The organism is Roseovarius sp. (genome assembly GCF_965277045.1).
GTDB lineage: Bacteria > Pseudomonadota > Alphaproteobacteria > Rhodobacterales > Rhodobacteraceae > Roseovarius.
The window spans coordinates 3,536,595-3,550,470 of record NZ_OZ255712.1 but is presented as its reverse complement, the minus strand read 5'-3'; the positions used below and the strand labels follow the sequence as shown (position 1 = coordinate 3,550,470).

Here is a 13,876-nt window from a genome sequence, read left to right as displayed (position 1 = left end):
CGCGGAACGGCAACAAGCCGTGTCGGTACTGCAGTTTGGCTTGCGCAGCTTGGAAGTCAGCTAAGGGCCGATCTCGTCGGAGCAATCATCGCGGCGATCGGTCCTCAATGACTTGCCGCGCGGAGATTTGCGTGGAGTAACGCGCAAATTCCGGTCTCTTCCGAGAAGCCTCGAGGGTTTCGTAAGACAATCATCGTTCCGCGGCTAACTTGATTGTTCGCGTTAAACCTCTTCACCACGACAAAGTTTTACTTTGTCTTGCTCGAACATTCACGAATCCCGATGACCGTGGCTTGAGCCCCATGTCTGTCGGGTGATGCCGAAGCCGGCACAATCCTCGGCATAAGCTCGCCGTGCCCATTCGGCAGAAAGACCGCATTTCTGAAGAACCCGCTGCGATGCCAGGTTGCTGAGGTCGGTGACGGCCTTGACCTCGTCCAGTGCCGTTTGTTCGAAGGCGAATTGCAGAAGACGCGTGCAGATCTCGGTGGCGAACCCATGTCCCCAGTAGGCGGGCAACAACATGTACCCCACTTCGATTTCGGCGTCCGGGTAGCGATCACCGATCATCAGCGACCAATCCGTGTCGTCGGTTTCAATCGGAAGGGGCAGCAAGATGCAGGTTCCGATCTTCGCGCCTGTATCCAAGAGGGCTGCTGTCCATATCCCGATACGGCCACCAGCGGCGCCTCTTACTTCAATAGGCAGGTGGTTTCGTATTTCACCGGGGCTGTAGACGTCACACACGTACTTCACCACCTCCGGATTGGTGAAAAGCGTGACAGCCAGATCCTCGTCCGCCAGCGTGAGCGGGCGAAGCTCCAGCCTTGCCGTTCTCAGAACAAGATCCTCTGGCGACACCGGCGGGACAGGCCTATCTCGCCAGGAGGGCAAGGTCATGATCCAAGCGCCTTGATGACGGCCTTTGCCTGGGCCTGTCCGCTATAATAGGCGCCGCTGCACAGGGCGGCGTAGGGACCGGCGACCGCCTCGCCCGCGAAAAACAACTTGTCGGCGATGGGCTGCGCCAACAGATCACGCGCCTCGTATCGTCCGGGACGCGCGGACGCATAGGCCCCAAGCGTATTGGGATCGTCGGCCCAGCCGGACACGTCTAACGTCAGCGCCATTGTGACAGTTTAGGGCGGTTTGATAAGAGAGGGTTTCTGGCACATCGTAACCACCAGGGAGTGGAGATGAGACAGAAGCCCTGTTCGGCGAGCGCCTTGCCATAGATCGCGCTGTACATCTGCTCCTTGCAGTTCCCAAAGGGATGAACAGCGACAATGGTCGGGTAGGTCTTGGTCTCGTCGAAGTCGGGCGGCGTCAGGATCAACGCTGCTTTTTCAAGGGCGAGATAACCGGCCTCCTGCGCAACGGGATACTGCCGGCCCGTGGCGCAGTGGACGAATGTCGGCGCATCGGCAAAATACGTGAACATCCCTGACATGGGCATTGCGATCCCGGTCGGATCAAGCTGGCCTGTCGTTACCAGATCACCGGATGCATCTTCGGGCGCCCCTGGAGGTCGCAAACGTTCTGCGATGCGTACCTCCAGGATGATCTCGCTGCCACCAGTGTCCAGCACCAACGCGCCGGTTTCGCCGTCCGCATACCACCGTCCGGCGTGATCCTCGGTGGCACCGTCCGGGGAGGTGCGCCGCAGGTGAAAGGCCTGATCTGGCCAGACATCAAGGTGCCAGGCGCCGGTTTCGGTCGTTCCGGTATAGGTTGCGGGCGTCAGGGCGCCGTGGGCGCCGACAAATGGCTCGGGCGATTGGGCCATTCCAGGAGTGGCGGCCTGCGCAAATAGCGCCGCGAACGCGGCTGTGCGAAGAGCGTGCATGGTGAATCTCTTTTGCGTCATGTTCAGTTCTCACGTGGAAAAGGCCCGCGACGATTTCCTCTGTATGCAGCGACAAGCCAGTCTCAATATTTCCACAAACCAGGGAATGCTCGATGTCGCCCTGAAAGAAGTCGGCTTCGCACCTTCGGTGTTCGACGCCGGTGGTCTTGGGAAGAAGATCACGATCCAACGGCTTCCCGACGCGCCACTCGAACGTAGCGTGATAGCAACCAGATCCGTAAAAATCCGCGAGACCGGGGACACGCCTGTCTGGGTGCGGGTGACGACCGAGGATGGCTTCCAGGCGTGGAGCTCGCCGATCTATCTGTATCGGAAATAGGTGCGCCGCAGCATTCTGAAGTGGACTGGAGGGAATGTCAGGTTTGGGCCGTAAGTGGCCACAATCGCGAAGTGAGCAGTTTCGCTTCCCTTCGGACTTGACCAACCCGTGGATAAGGAATTGACCGGTCGAACAAACTACCTGATCAGGCACAAGCTCCGGGAAGTAAGAGTTAGCGGTTACGCATGGGCAATGACAGAATTCAGCAATCGACAAGCGACAACGGAAACGAAGACGCCCGATCAGATCCGGCCAAGAGCAGCCGCACCCCAAATAACTGCCGAAAAGGAAATTTCACCCAAGCCTCTGATATTTCAAGAAAAATGGAACACGTGACCTTACGCGGCACAAAAAAATATGCGCACCGCGAAAAAAATGGGCTCACCTACAAATACTCAGAAGTCGAGGTTCTCAACGCTCAGCGCGTTCTGCTGTATGAACTCACGCCGCGGCTCCACCACATCTCCCATGAGCTTCGTGAACAGGTCGTCGGCCTCGGCCACGTCATCCACCTTGACCTGCAGGAGCGTGCGGGCTTCGGGATCCAGCGTGGTCTCCCAAAGCTGGTCCGGGTTCATTTCGCCCAATCCCTTGTAGCGTTGCAGGGCTAGTCCCTTTTCGCCTTCCTTGAGAATCGCATCCAGCAGGTCCAGCGGGCCGTAAATGGCCTGGGATCGCTCCTTACGATGCAGGGTCGCCGGCTCGTTGTAAATCTCGCGCAGACCCTCGGTCAGCTGGCCCAGCCGCTTGGCCTCTCCGCCGCGCAAGATGGGGCCGTCCAGCGTACGAACCTCCTCGACGCCGCGCAGAACACGGGCAAGGCGGATGCCGTGATCCTGCGTCTGCCGCCCCTGCCAGCCCCTCTCGTATTCCAGCGCAATAAGGTCCAGCCGCTCGGCGACGGCATCGGCAACCGATTGGATGTCCGCATCCGCGCGGCCCGTCTCGAACGCCTCGGCAATCGCCGCCTGTTCCAGGATGTGGCGCGGGTAATGTGTTGGAAACGCATCGAGAATCCGGCTTGCCTGCCGCGCTTCCTCGACCACACGAACAAGGTCCTGCCCGGTGATGTCCTCTCCGGATCCGAGGCGCAGCACGGCGTCTTCCGTGCCTTGGGCGATCAGGTAATCTTCCAGTGCCGGCGTGTCCTTCAGGTACACTTCTGACTTGCCCCGGCTGACCTTGAACAGCGGCGGCTGCGCGATGTAGAGGTATCCGCCTTCGATCAGTTCGGGCATTTGACGATAGAAGAACGTCAACAGCAACGTCCGGATATGCGCCCCGTCCACGTCGGCATCCGTCATGATGACGATCTTGTGGTAGCGCAGTTTCGAGATGTTGAACTCGTCGCGCCCGATTCCGGTGCCCAGCGCCATTACGAGGTTCCCGATTTCCTGGCTCGACAGCATCCTGTCGAAGCGGGCCCGCTCCACGTTCAGGATCTTGCCGCGCAGGGGCAGAACCGCCTGCGTGGATCTGTCCCGCCCGGTTTGCGCCGAGCCCCCGGCGCTGTCACCCTCGACAAGAAACAGCTCTGTCTTCGACGGGTCCTTCTCGGAACAATCCTTCAGCTTGCCGGCAAGGTAGTTCACGTCGAGCGCCGTCTTGCGCCGCGTCAGCTCGCGCGCCTTGCGCGCCGCCTCGCGGGCCATGGCTGCTTCCATGATCTTGCCCACGATCATCTTGGCGTCGTTCGGGTTCTCCTCGAACCATTCCGACAGCTTCTCGTTCACAAGACCTTCGACCGCCGGGCGCACCTCGGAACTTACCAGCTTGTCCTTGGTCTGGCTGGAGAACTTCGGATCAGGGACCTTGACCGACAGCACGCATGTCAGCCCCTCCCGAGCGTCATCCCCGGTGAAGGTGATCTTCTCTTTCTTGGCGATACCGCTTTCGGCGGCATATTTCTGCAGGACACGTGTCAACGCCCCGCGGAAGCCGGCAAGGTGTGTGCCCCCGTCCCGCTGAGGAATGTTGTTGGTGAAGGGCAGGACCGTCTCGTGATAGCTGTCGTTCCACCACATCGCGACCTCGACGCCGATGTCATCCCGCTCGCCGGTCACAAAGATGGGGTCGGTCATGAGCGGCGATTTGCTGCGGTCGAGGTAGCGTACGAACTCCTGCACACCGCCGTCGTAATGCAGCTCTGTTTCCAGCGGCTCGGCAGCCCGTTCGTCGCGCAGGATGATACGCACACCGGAGTTCAGAAAGGCCAGTTCGCGCAGCCGTTTCTCAAGTATTTCAAAGCTGTATTCGAGATTGGAGAACGTATCGAGCGATGCCAGGAACCGCACTTCGGTACCGCGCTTGCCGGCCGCGTCGCCGACCACTTCCAGGTGCTTGGCGGTCTCGCCGCGCTCGAAACGGGCGACATGTTCCTTGCCCGCGCGCCAGACGCGCAGTTCCAGCCAATCGGACAGAGCGTTGACCACCGACACGCCAACACCGTGCAACCCCCCGGAAACCTTGTAGGAATTGCTGTCGAACTTCCCGCCCGCGTGAAGTTGGGTCATGATGACCTCGGCGGCGGACACGCCCTCTTCCTCGTGCATCTCAACCGGGATACCGCGGCCATTATCGCTGACCGAAATGGAACTGTCCTCGTGAATACAGACACTTACATGGTCTGCGTGGCCGGCCAGAGCTTCGTCGATGCCGTTATCGACGACCTCGTACACCATGTGGTGCAGGCCAGAGCCGTCATCGGTGTCGCCGATATACATGCCAGGGCGCTTGCGAACAGCTTCTAACCCTTTGAGAACCTTGATGGAATCGGCGCCATACTCTTCGGGGGACGCGGCGGGTTCTGCCATGCAGATTATCCTTCGTTCATTTTCGTATTTTATACGATTTCCGGGGGGGAATGTCACGCGATAGACACAATATTTTGTGGTTAACGATCAGTATCTTAATATCGGTATTGCGTCGGTATCCGAGTGGCATCGCGGCGGTGTCATTCTCGCCGTTTCAGCGTTGGTTAACGAACGAGATCGCATCCGTTTCGGTCACCTCGAAAACCTGCGCCCGGTCGCCCAATTCCGAAAACAGCTCCGGCCCCGTTCCCGTCATCCAGGCCTGGGCCCCCAAGGCGCAGATCTCGTCGTAAAGCGCCGCACGCCGCGCCGCATCCAGATGCGCGGCGACCTCGTCCAGCAGCAGGATCGGCGGCGCGCCGAAATCCTGCGCCAGCGCGCGCGCGTTGGCGAGGATCAGGGACACCAGCAGCGCCTTCTGTTCGCCGGTCGAGCACTCGGCCGCGGGCACGCCCTTGGCGGCATAAACGCCGTAAAGATCGGCGCGGTGCGGGCCCACGAGCGTGCGCCCGGCGGCGATGTCGCGAAAGCGGCTTTCGGACAGGGCATCGCGGAAATCGGAATCCGTACCCGGCATTTCACCTTCGGTCATGGTCAGCTCAAGCTCGGCGACGGGAAAAGCCGTCTCGGCCTGCGCCTGCGCCTCGGCGAGCTGTTCCAGCGCCGCGACGCGGTTGGCGTGGATCGCGGTCCCCGCCTCGGCCATCTGCCGCTCCAGCGCGACGTACCAGTGGCCGTCGCGCACCTGGTCCTTCAGCAGCCGGTTGCGCTCGCGCATGGCCTTTTCATAGGCCAGCGTCGCCTCGGCATGGGCAGGCACGAAGCTGAGCGTCATGCGGTCGAGAAAACGCCGCCGTCCCTCGGCCCCTTCGATCCAGAGCCGGTCCATGGACGGGATCAGCCACAGCACACGCGCGACACGGCCCAGCGCCACCTGCGACGCGGCCTTGCCGTCGATCCTGAGCTGCCGTGCGCCGCCGTCCTCGGACCAGGTCTCGATCTCGTGGACCTGGTGCATCGACCGCAGAACCCCTGTCAGTTTCCATCCGATCGCATCGGGCCGCCGCGCCATGTCCTGTGCCGCCGCACGACGCAGGCCGCGCCCGGGTGAGAACAGCGAAACTGCTTCAAGGATGTTGGTCTTGCCCGCCCCGTTCGGCCCGTAGAGCGCCAGGGGCCGCGCATCCGCCTCGATCCGCACGCCCTTGTGCGACCGGAAATGCGACAGGTTGAGCGATGACAGGTACAATCCGGGCATTCACGCCCTTTTCTTCTTGCCGAAAATATACCCGCCGGAGGCTCCGACAGGAGTCACACGCGCATCGGCATCACGACATAGACCGCCGAGGTGTCATTGCCTTCGCGCATCAGCGTCGGGTCGCCTGACGAATTGAACATAAACACGGCATTCTCGCGGTCGACCTGGCTGGCGATTTCCAGCAGGTACTTAGCGTTGAAGCCGATTTCCAGCCGCTCGTCGCCATAGGCCACGGCCAGTTCTTCTTCGGCGGCGCCGCTGTCGGGGGCGTTGACCGACAGGATCAGGCGGTCCTCGTCCAGCGCCAGTTTCACCGCGCGGGAGCGTTCGGAGCTGACGGTGGCGACACGGTCAACGGCCTGGGCGAATTCGCTGGCGTCGACCTCCATCTTGCGGGTGTTGCCCTGCGGGATGACGCGGGTGTAATCGGGAAAGGTCCCATCGATTACCTTGGACGTCAGGGTGATGTTGGGCGTGGCGAACCGCACCTTGGTTTCGCTGACAGACACGGCGATGGCCATGTCGTCATCGTCCAAGAGCTTGCGCAGCTCGCCGACAGTCTTGCGCGGGACGATCACGCCCGGCATGTCCTCGGCGCCCTCGGGCAGGTCGGCGTCGATCCGGGCCAGGCGGTGGCCGTCGGTGGCCACGCAGCGCAGCACCTTGCCGCCCTCGCCATCGGAGACGTGCATGTAGACGCCGTTGAGGTAGTACCGCGTCTCTTCGGTGGAAATGGCGAATTTCGATTTGTCGAACAGCCGGCGCAACACCGGCGCCTTGGCCGAGAAATTGCAGGAATATTCCGACGAGGCCATGACCGGGAAATCTTCCTTGGGCAGGGTCGCCAGAGAAAAGTTCGAGCGTCCCGCCTCGACCGTCAGGCGCCCCGAAGCACCATCGTCGCTCAGCGTCACCAGCGCCCCGTCGGGCAGCTTGCGCACGATTTCGTGCAGCGTCACGGCAGAGACGGTCGTGGCGCCGGCACGCTCGACCTGGGCCGGGGCCTTGTCGACCACCTCGATATCGAGGTCGGTCGCGCGGAAATGGACGGCGTCGCCCTCGGCCTCGATCAGCACGTTGGCGAGGATCGGAATCGTGTTGCGCCGTTCGACCACGGACTGGGCCTGCGAAACCGCCTTGAGCAGCGTTCCGCGTTCGATGCTGAGTTTCATGCCCTCGCTCCCTGCGTGCGTGCCTCTGCCGGGCACCGGGACCGGCACGTTAGCAAGTTTCGCCTTATGCTCAAGCCTTTTATTGCGCCCTTAACCCTCAAGCGCGCGGCGCAGAATCTCGAGGTTGTCGGCGATGTCGCTGTCCTGCGACCGCAACTCCTCGATGCGACGCACCCCGTGCATGACCGTGGTGTGATCGCGGCCGCCGAAGCGCCGCCCGATCTCGGGCAGGGAGCGCGACGTCAGCTGCTTGCACAGGTACATCGCGATCTGGCGCGGGCGCGCGAAGGTGCGCACCCGCTTGGGACCGATCATGTCGCTGAGACGGACATTGTAATGTTCGGACACCTTGCGCTGGATTTCCTCGATCGACACCTTGCGTTCGGACGCGCGCAGGATATCGGCCAGGCAGTCCTGCGCCAGTTCCATCGTGATCTGGTGCCCGACAAGCGAGGCGAAGGCGTAAAGCCGGGTCAGCGCGCCTTCGAGCACGCGGACGTTCGTGGAAATGCGGTGCGCCAGAAATTCGAGCACGCCCTCGGCCATTTCGAGGCTGGGATACTGCTCGGCGAAGCGGTCCGCCTTGGATTGCAGGATGCCGAGGCGCAGTTCGTAATCGGTGGGATGCAGGTCGACGACGAGGCCGCATTGCAGGCGCGACTTGATGCGCTCTTCGAGATTGGCGATTTCGCCCGGCGCGCGGTCGGCGGAGATGACGATCTGCTTGTTCTGGTCCACCAGCGCGTTGAAGGTGTGAAAGAATTCCTCCTGCGTGCTGTCCTTGCCGGCGATGAATTGCACGTCATCGACCATCAGCACGTCGACGGAGCGGAAGAGTTCCTTGAAGTCCATCATGCGGCGGTCGCGCAGGGCCTGCACGAAACGGTACATGAACTGTTCGGCCGACAGGTACAGGACGTTCAGTTCCGGCTGAGACGATTGCAGTTCCCAAGCGATGGCGTGCATCAGGTGCGTCTTGCCCAGCCCCACGCCGCCGTAAAGGAAAAGCGGGTTGAAGGTGACGGGCCCGCCTTCGGCGACGCGCTTGGCCGCGGCATGGGCCAGTTCGTTGGGCTTGCCGACAACGAAGCGGTCGAAGGTGAACCGCTCGTCCAGCGGGGCGGAAGACAGCACGTCGTCGGTCAGGCGGGTCGCGGTGCGTGCCGGCTCGGCGGCTGTCGCGGGCGCGGCTTTCGGTGTCGCGACCGGCTTTTGCGTCGAGTTCGCGGCGACCTGGAAATCGATGCGGCGGATGGAGGGCGCGAAGCCGTTGACCTTGAACAGGATCAGTTCGCCGAAGTTGCGCGAGACGTAGTTGCCCTGGAAGGTCGTGGGAACCTTGAAGGTGACCACGTCATCGCTGATCGCGGTCAGTTCCAGCGGCTCGATCCAGTTGGTGAAGTTGTTCTTGCCTATCGTCTTGAGCAGGTCCTGTTTGATCTGGCCCCATTGTTCTTGCGTCATGTTTGCCCCGTTCCGCGGTCAACTCGTTTCGCCTCGACGCGCCCTCGGCTGGCGCGCCCCTCAATAGATGCGATCGCAGTTCGGTCGGCAGCAGACAAAGCATCGCCGGCCCGGCGGCACGGTGTGCCGCCGACAAGCCTTGATGGCATTTGTCCGGGCGCAATCACGGGCGTGTCCCTACTCGTCCCCACAAGCCAAGGGCGGGCGCCGCAATGATCGCGCGAATTGCGTTGGACAATACGGTACCCCGACATCCGTCGTTTGCACCGGCGCGACCAGAGCAGTCGGTCGCGTCATCCGATGCGGGTTCCTGTCCCCCCAAGCGTGAATCGCTTGGTGAAATTAGCAATTGAGTCAGCGCAACAGCAACTGTTCTTAGCGCTTGACACGAGCTTTCCGCGAAAAAAGATCGATGGTCCCGAGTCGTTCTCAACCATAAAAAAAAGGTGCCGGACGATTCGGCACCTTTTCCTTCAATAGCTTAGTGTCGTCACTCAGCCGATCAATTTGATCCGCGAAGCGAGGCGCGACATTTTCCGCGAAGCGGTGTTTTTATTAAACACTCCCTTGGAAACGCCGCGCATCAGTTCGGGCTGCGCGGTACGCAGTGCATTTTGCGCAGCTTCCTTGTCGCCGGACGCGATTGCTTCCTCGACCTTGCGCAGGAATGTGCGAATCCGCGAACGGCGCGCCTTGTTGACGCTGAGACGGCGCGCGTTCTGACGCGCACGTTTTTTGGATTGAAGAGTGTTGGCCATGGTGTGAACCTTTTCGGGTCTGTCATTTCGTTTCAAGTGTGCACGACGACAACCCGTTCCGGCAGGCCAATGGGCCGGAATGATTCTGGCCAGAGCGGGCCGCACGCGCATGTATGGCGCAGGCGTATAGCTGCAAACGTCGCGAAAGCAAACAGGAAAGTTCCGTGTCCGCGGTCACATGCGCGGCGCGGGCTTAGCCGGTCTCAACCAAAGCTCTGGCCAAATCGTCTGCACCCGGTGCGGTTGTCAGAAGCAGGGCCTTGCCCGTGTCGACCGTGATATCGAACGGGCAGACAAGATCGCCGGCGTCGAGCGCGGCTTGCACCAGCACCCGGTGCGCCATGAGAACGCCGGCGCCCGCCCGTGCCTCCTCAACCGCCATCGCATAAAGAGAGAAGGACGCGCTGCCGGACTGGTTCTGAAGCGTCACACCCGCCCTGCTGGCCCAGAGGGACCAATCATCGGGCCAGGCCGCGTCGACGAGCAGGGTCTGGTCGGCGAGGTCATCAGGCGTTTCGATCTCTTGCGCCAGGTCCGGGGCGCAGACCGGGAAAATTTCGTCCCGGGCCAGCATGTGCTGTGCTTGGGCGCTGTCGGGAGAGGCGATGAAGAGGCTTAGGTCGAACATGTCCCGCGACAGGTTCGGCGGCGTTTCCAGTGCCGTCACGGAAATGCGCGTGCCCGGCCGGACCCTCCGCAATCTCGCCAAGCGTGGCGCCAGCCAGAGCTGGGCAACGGATGGCAGCGCCGCGACTTGGACCACCTTTGACGGTACGACACCGCGCAACGCCCGCGTGGCATGACCCAACTGGTCGAACGCGGCGGAAAACTCCGGTAACAGGCCGGCGCCGGCCTTGGTCAGGCGCACCCCATGGGAGCGGCGCTCGAACAAGGGCGTTCCGGCCCAATCCTCGACCGTCTTGATGTGCTGCGAAACCGCGCCCGGCGTAACGCACAACTCCTCCGCAGCCAAAGCGAAGCCGCCAAGCCGGGCCGCCGCTTCGAAGGCGCGCAGGGCGTTGAGGGGCGGTCCCTTGGGACGGGGCGGCGCGACGGGCATTAAAACTAGCCTTAGTTTTTCTGATCTGAAATTGCTTTATTCTGCTTTGCGCCCGGCGTCGAGCCTCGGCATGATCTCCGCAAATCAATCGGAGTACCAACCATGACCCTTGCCCACCGCGACTGGGTACCCGGCCCAAGTGAATCTCTTGTCCAAACCATTGCCAGCCGCACGGCCTCGGAGGACAGCGCGAGCATCGCGGCGCGGATAACCGCCCTGGCCGAGGAAAACCGCAAGATCCACGAGCGCGACTGTTTCAACCTGAACCCGGCCACGAACGTGATGAATCCGCGCGCCGAAGCACTGCTGTCCTCGGGGATCGGATCGCGGCCATCGCTGGGCTATCCCGGCGACAAGTACGAGATGGGCCTTGAGGCCATCGAGGAGATAGAGGTCATCGCCGCCGAGTTGGTGGCCGATGTCTTTCAGGCGAAATTCGCCGAGATCCGCGTGCCGTCCGGGGCACTAGCGAATCTTTACGCGTTCATGGCGACCTGCAAACCCGGCGATACGATCATCGCGCCCCCGGCCACGATCGGCGGGCATGTCACGCACCATGCCGATGGATGTGCCGGCCTGTTCGGTCTGCGCACCGTACCGGCGCCGGTCAACGCGGATGGGTACACGATTGACCTGGATGCGCTCGGGGACATCGCCCGGAAAGAGACACCAAAGCTGATCACCGTGGGCGGCTCGCTGAACCTGTTCGAGCATCCCGTGGCCGAGGTGCGCGCCCTTGCCGACAGCGTGGGCGCGAAGGTTATGTTCGACGCCGCCCACCAATGCGGGATCATTGCCGGGCGCGCCTGGAAGAACCCCCTGGCGGAAGGCGCGCATCTGATGACGATGAGCACCTACAAGAGCCTTGGCGGCCCGGCGGGCGGCGTGATCGTCACCAACGAGCCCGAGATGGCGGAACGGCTGGACGCCATCGCCTTTCCCGGGATGACGGCCAATTTCGATGCGGCCAAGTCGGCGGCGCTGGCGGTGTCGATGCTGGACTGGCGCGGGCACGGGGCAGCCTATGCGCAGGCGATGATCGATCTGTCGAAGGCGTTGGCGGATGCGTTGGCGGCATTGGGCATTCCGGTGTTCGGGACCCCCAAGGGATATACCGGCTCGCACCAGTTCGCGGTCGAGGCGGCACAGTTCGGCGGCGGACAGGCGGCGTCAAAGACCTTGCGCAAGGCCGGGTTCCTGGCCTGTGGAATCGGCCTGCCCATTGCAGAGGTGCCGGGCGACATGAACGGTCTGCGCATCGGCACGCCCGAGCTTGTTCGCTGGGGCGTTACGGCAGAGGACGCGCCGGCGCTAGCGGCGCTGATACACGAAGGCCTGACCAAAGATCCACAAGCCGTCGCGCCGCGAACGCAGGAGATGCGCAGACGGTTCGATACGCTACATTTCGTGATCTGAAACGGGCGGGGGCCTACAGGCCCCTGCGCCTTACTTGTCGCGGAACTGGGCTTCGCGTTTCTCGGCGAAGGCGGCCATGCCTTCCTTCTGGTCCTCGGTCGCGAAGAGCGAGTGGAAGACGCGGCGCTCGAACAGCAGGCCCTCGGCCAGCGGCACCTCGTAGGAGCGGTTGACCGCTTCCTTGACCGCCATGACGGTGATCATGGATTTCTCGGCGATCTTGCCTGCCGCCGCCATCGTTTCTTCCATCAGCTTCTTGGCCGGAACGACGCGGCTGACGAGGCCCGAGCGGTCGGCCTCTTCGGCATCCATGAACCGGCCCGTCAGGTTCATGTCCATGGATTTGGATTTGCCGATGAACCGCGTCAGGCGCTGGCTGCCGCCCATCCCGGCCATGACGCCGAGGTTGATTTCGGGCTGGCCGAACTTGGCGTTGTCCGCGGCGATGATGAAGTCGCACATCATGGCCAATTCGCACCCGCCGCCCAGCGCATAGCCGGAAACGGCGGCGATGATCGGCTTGCGGATGCGCACGATGGCGTCCGCCTCGGGGCCGAAGAGGTTGCCGGCGAAGACGTCCACGAAGGACTTTTCCGACATCATCTTGATGTCCGCCCCGGCCGCGAAAGCCTTTTCCGAGCCGGTGATGACGATGCAGCGCACCTTGTCGTTGCCTTCGGCATCCTGCAACGCATCGACAAGCTCGCCCAGCAGCTGGTCGTTGAGGGCATTGAGGGCATCGGGGCGGTTGAGGGTAATCTTGGCGACGTGGTCTTCTACTTCGACGATGATCGTCTCATAGGCCATGAAATTTGCTTTCGCTTGTTTCTGTCAGATTCGAGTCATTACCATTTGAGACAGTCGGATCAAGGTTATCTTTGACAGGTCGCACAATAGAAGCTCGAACGGCCCGATTGCACCACGCGGCGCACAATTCCGGTGCATCCGGGGCGGCGGCACGGCGCGCCCTCGCGGTCGTAGACGTCGAAGCTGTGCTGAAAATATCCAAGCTCTCCATCGGCTTGGCGGAAGTCGCGCAGGGAGGAGCCGCCAGCGAGAATCGCGTCGTTCAGCACGGCGCGGATGATCGGCACCAGCGCCGCGACCCGCCTGGCCGAGACACGACCGGCGCGGCGCAGGGGAGAGATACCGGCCCGGAAAAGCGCCTCGCAGACGTAGATATTGCCCAGCCCCGCGACGATTCGCTGATCCAGGAGGGCGGACTTGATCGGCGTGTTCTTTCCCGCCAGCGCGGCGACCAGGTAAGGCTCATCGAACTGGTTGCCCAGGGGTTCGGGGCCCAGTTTGGCCAGCAGGGGATGCGCCTCGGCGTTGTCGGTGGCCATCAGGTCCATCGCGCCGAAGCGGCGCGGGTCGTTGAAGGTGATGCGGGCGCCGTTGGCCATGTCGAACACCACATGGTCGTGCTTTTCCGCCGCGGGATGGTCGTGCACGAACTGTCCCAGCGGGTCGCCCGAGATCAGGATCCGGCCGGACATGCCGAGGTGGATCAGCAGCGTTTCGCCCGACGACAGGTCGGCAAGGATGTATTTCGACCGCCGCCGCAGGCCCAGAACACGCTGCCCGGTCAGCCGCATGGCCATGCCCGGCGGAAAGGGCCAGCGCAGATCGGGGCGGTTGACGCGCGCGGCGGCGATCACCGCGCCTGTCATCGCGGGTTCCAGCCCGCGGCGCACTGTCTCGACCTCTGGCAATTCCGGCATTCCGCCCCCTCTGCGGCCAAACGGG

At 62.5% G+C, this 13,876-nt stretch carries 13 protein-coding genes; 2 read left to right on the top strand and 11 right to left on the bottom strand.

What is annotated here, in order from left to right; translation table 11 throughout:
- Nucleotides 1-270 precede the first annotated feature (270 nt).
- From ACQY4V_RS17690 to ACQY4V_RS17680, 3 genes are read right to left on the bottom strand one after another with little or no spacing between them, the layout of a single operon-like run.
- Complete coding sequence (locus ACQY4V_RS17690) at nt 271-900, bottom strand: GNAT family N-acetyltransferase (RefSeq protein WP_428513937.1); 630 nt, start codon at nt 898-900, stop codon at nt 271-273.
- Complete coding sequence (locus ACQY4V_RS17685; RefSeq protein ID WP_428513935.1) at nt 897-1,130, bottom strand: FAD-dependent oxidoreductase; 234 nt, start codon at nt 1,128-1,130, stop codon at nt 897-899. The genes ACQY4V_RS17690 and ACQY4V_RS17685 overlap by 4 nt, the downstream gene beginning before the upstream one ends.
- Complete coding sequence (locus tag ACQY4V_RS17680) at nt 1,121-1,867, bottom strand: hypothetical protein (protein WP_428513933.1); 747 nt, start codon at nt 1,865-1,867, stop codon at nt 1,121-1,123. The genes ACQY4V_RS17685 and ACQY4V_RS17680 overlap by 10 nt, the downstream gene beginning before the upstream one ends.
- 13 nt (nt 1,868-1,880) lie before the next feature.
- Here ACQY4V_RS17680 and ACQY4V_RS17675 point away from each other — a divergent pair, with 13 nt between their 5' ends.
- Nucleotides 1,881-2,186: a hypothetical protein gene (locus tag ACQY4V_RS17675; protein ID WP_428513931.1), complete on the top strand. Its 306-nt coding sequence runs from the start codon at nt 1,881-1,883 to the stop codon at nt 2,184-2,186.
- Nucleotides 2,187-2,581: 395 nt separating this feature from the next.
- Here ACQY4V_RS17675 and gyrB read toward each other — a convergent pair whose 3' ends face one another.
- From gyrB to ACQY4V_RS17645, 6 genes are all read right to left on the bottom strand, one after another.
- Nucleotides 2,582-4,999, bottom strand: coding sequence for a DNA topoisomerase (ATP-hydrolyzing) subunit B (gene gyrB / locus ACQY4V_RS17670; RefSeq protein WP_428513929.1), 2,418 nt, complete (start codon nt 4,997-4,999; stop codon nt 2,582-2,584).
- Between the two features lie 154 nt (nt 5,000-5,153).
- Complete coding sequence (recF, locus tag ACQY4V_RS17665; RefSeq protein WP_428513927.1) at nt 5,154-6,257, bottom strand: DNA replication/repair protein RecF; 1,104 nt, start codon at nt 6,255-6,257, stop codon at nt 5,154-5,156.
- Nucleotides 6,258-6,310: 53 nt separating this feature from the next.
- Nucleotides 6,311-7,429 carry a DNA polymerase III subunit beta gene (gene dnaN, locus ACQY4V_RS17660; RefSeq protein WP_428513925.1) on the bottom strand — a complete coding sequence of 373 codons (1,119 nt, stop codon included), beginning with the start codon at nt 7,427-7,429 and terminating at the stop codon, nt 6,311-6,313.
- A 90-nt stretch (nt 7,430-7,519) separates the two neighbouring features.
- Complete coding sequence (gene dnaA / locus ACQY4V_RS17655; RefSeq protein WP_428513923.1) at nt 7,520-8,893, bottom strand: chromosomal replication initiator protein DnaA; 1,374 nt, start codon at nt 8,891-8,893, stop codon at nt 7,520-7,522.
- Nucleotides 8,894-9,387: 494 nt separating this feature from the next.
- Complete coding sequence (gene rpsT / locus ACQY4V_RS17650) at nt 9,388-9,651, bottom strand: 30S ribosomal protein S20 (RefSeq protein WP_428513921.1); 264 nt, start codon at nt 9,649-9,651, stop codon at nt 9,388-9,390.
- Nucleotides 9,652-9,844: 193 nt separating this feature from the next.
- Nucleotides 9,845-10,711, bottom strand: a complete 867-nt coding sequence (locus ACQY4V_RS17645) for a LysR substrate-binding domain-containing protein (protein ID WP_428513919.1) — start codon at nt 10,709-10,711, stop codon at nt 9,845-9,847.
- A gap of 102 nt (nt 10,712-10,813) precedes the next feature.
- Here ACQY4V_RS17645 and glyA point away from each other — a divergent pair, with 102 nt between their 5' ends.
- Nucleotides 10,814-12,127, top strand: coding sequence for a serine hydroxymethyltransferase (gene glyA, locus ACQY4V_RS17640; protein WP_428513917.1), 1,314 nt, complete (start codon nt 10,814-10,816; stop codon nt 12,125-12,127).
- A 30-nt stretch (nt 12,128-12,157) separates the two neighbouring features.
- On the opposite strand, the gene ACQY4V_RS17635 is transcribed toward glyA, so the two are convergent.
- Both ACQY4V_RS17635 and mutM read right to left on the bottom strand, forming a co-directional pair.
- Nucleotides 12,158-12,934, bottom strand: a complete 777-nt coding sequence (locus ACQY4V_RS17635; RefSeq protein WP_152494343.1) for an enoyl-CoA hydratase — start codon at nt 12,932-12,934, stop codon at nt 12,158-12,160.
- A gap of 65 nt (nt 12,935-12,999) precedes the next feature.
- Complete coding sequence (gene mutM / locus ACQY4V_RS17630) at nt 13,000-13,851, bottom strand: bifunctional DNA-formamidopyrimidine glycosylase/DNA-(apurinic or apyrimidinic site) lyase (RefSeq protein WP_428513914.1); 852 nt, start codon at nt 13,849-13,851, stop codon at nt 13,000-13,002.
- Nucleotides 13,852-13,876 lie beyond the last annotated feature (25 nt).

Bases quoted from the DNA above. Each gene is read 5' to 3' on its own strand.
- ACQY4V_RS17690 (WP_428513937.1), bottom strand. From the start codon at position 900: ATGACCTTGCCCTCCTGGCGAGATAGGCCTGTCCCGCCGGTGTCGCCA.
- ACQY4V_RS17685 (WP_428513935.1), bottom strand. From the start codon at position 1,130: ATGGCGCTGACGTTAGACGTGTCCGGCTGGGCCGACGATCCCAATACG.
- ACQY4V_RS17680 (WP_428513933.1), bottom strand. From the start codon at position 1,867: ATGACGCAAAAGAGATTCACCATGCACGCTCTTCGCACAGCCGCGTTC.
- gyrB (WP_428513929.1), bottom strand. From the start codon at position 4,999: ATGGCAGAACCCGCCGCGTCCCCCGAAGAGTATGGCGCCGATTCCATC.
- recF (WP_428513927.1), bottom strand. From the start codon at position 6,257: ATGCCCGGATTGTACCTGTCATCGCTCAACCTGTCGCATTTCCGGTCG.
- dnaN (WP_428513925.1), bottom strand. From the start codon at position 7,429: ATGAAACTCAGCATCGAACGCGGAACGCTGCTCAAGGCGGTTTCGCAG.
- dnaA (WP_428513923.1), bottom strand. From the start codon at position 8,893: ATGACGCAAGAACAATGGGGCCAGATCAAACAGGACCTGCTCAAGACG.
- rpsT (WP_428513921.1), bottom strand. From the start codon at position 9,651: ATGGCCAACACTCTTCAATCCAAAAAACGTGCGCGTCAGAACGCGCGC.
- ACQY4V_RS17645 (WP_428513919.1), bottom strand. From the start codon at position 10,711: ATGCCCGTCGCGCCGCCCCGTCCCAAGGGACCGCCCCTCAACGCCCTG.
- glyA (WP_428513917.1), top strand. From the start codon at position 10,814: ATGACCCTTGCCCACCGCGACTGGGTACCCGGCCCAAGTGAATCTCTT.
- ACQY4V_RS17635 (WP_152494343.1), bottom strand. From the start codon at position 12,934: ATGGCCTATGAGACGATCATCGTCGAAGTAGAAGACCACGTCGCCAAG.
- mutM (WP_428513914.1), bottom strand. From the start codon at position 13,851: ATGCCGGAATTGCCAGAGGTCGAGACAGTGCGCCGCGGGCTGGAACCC.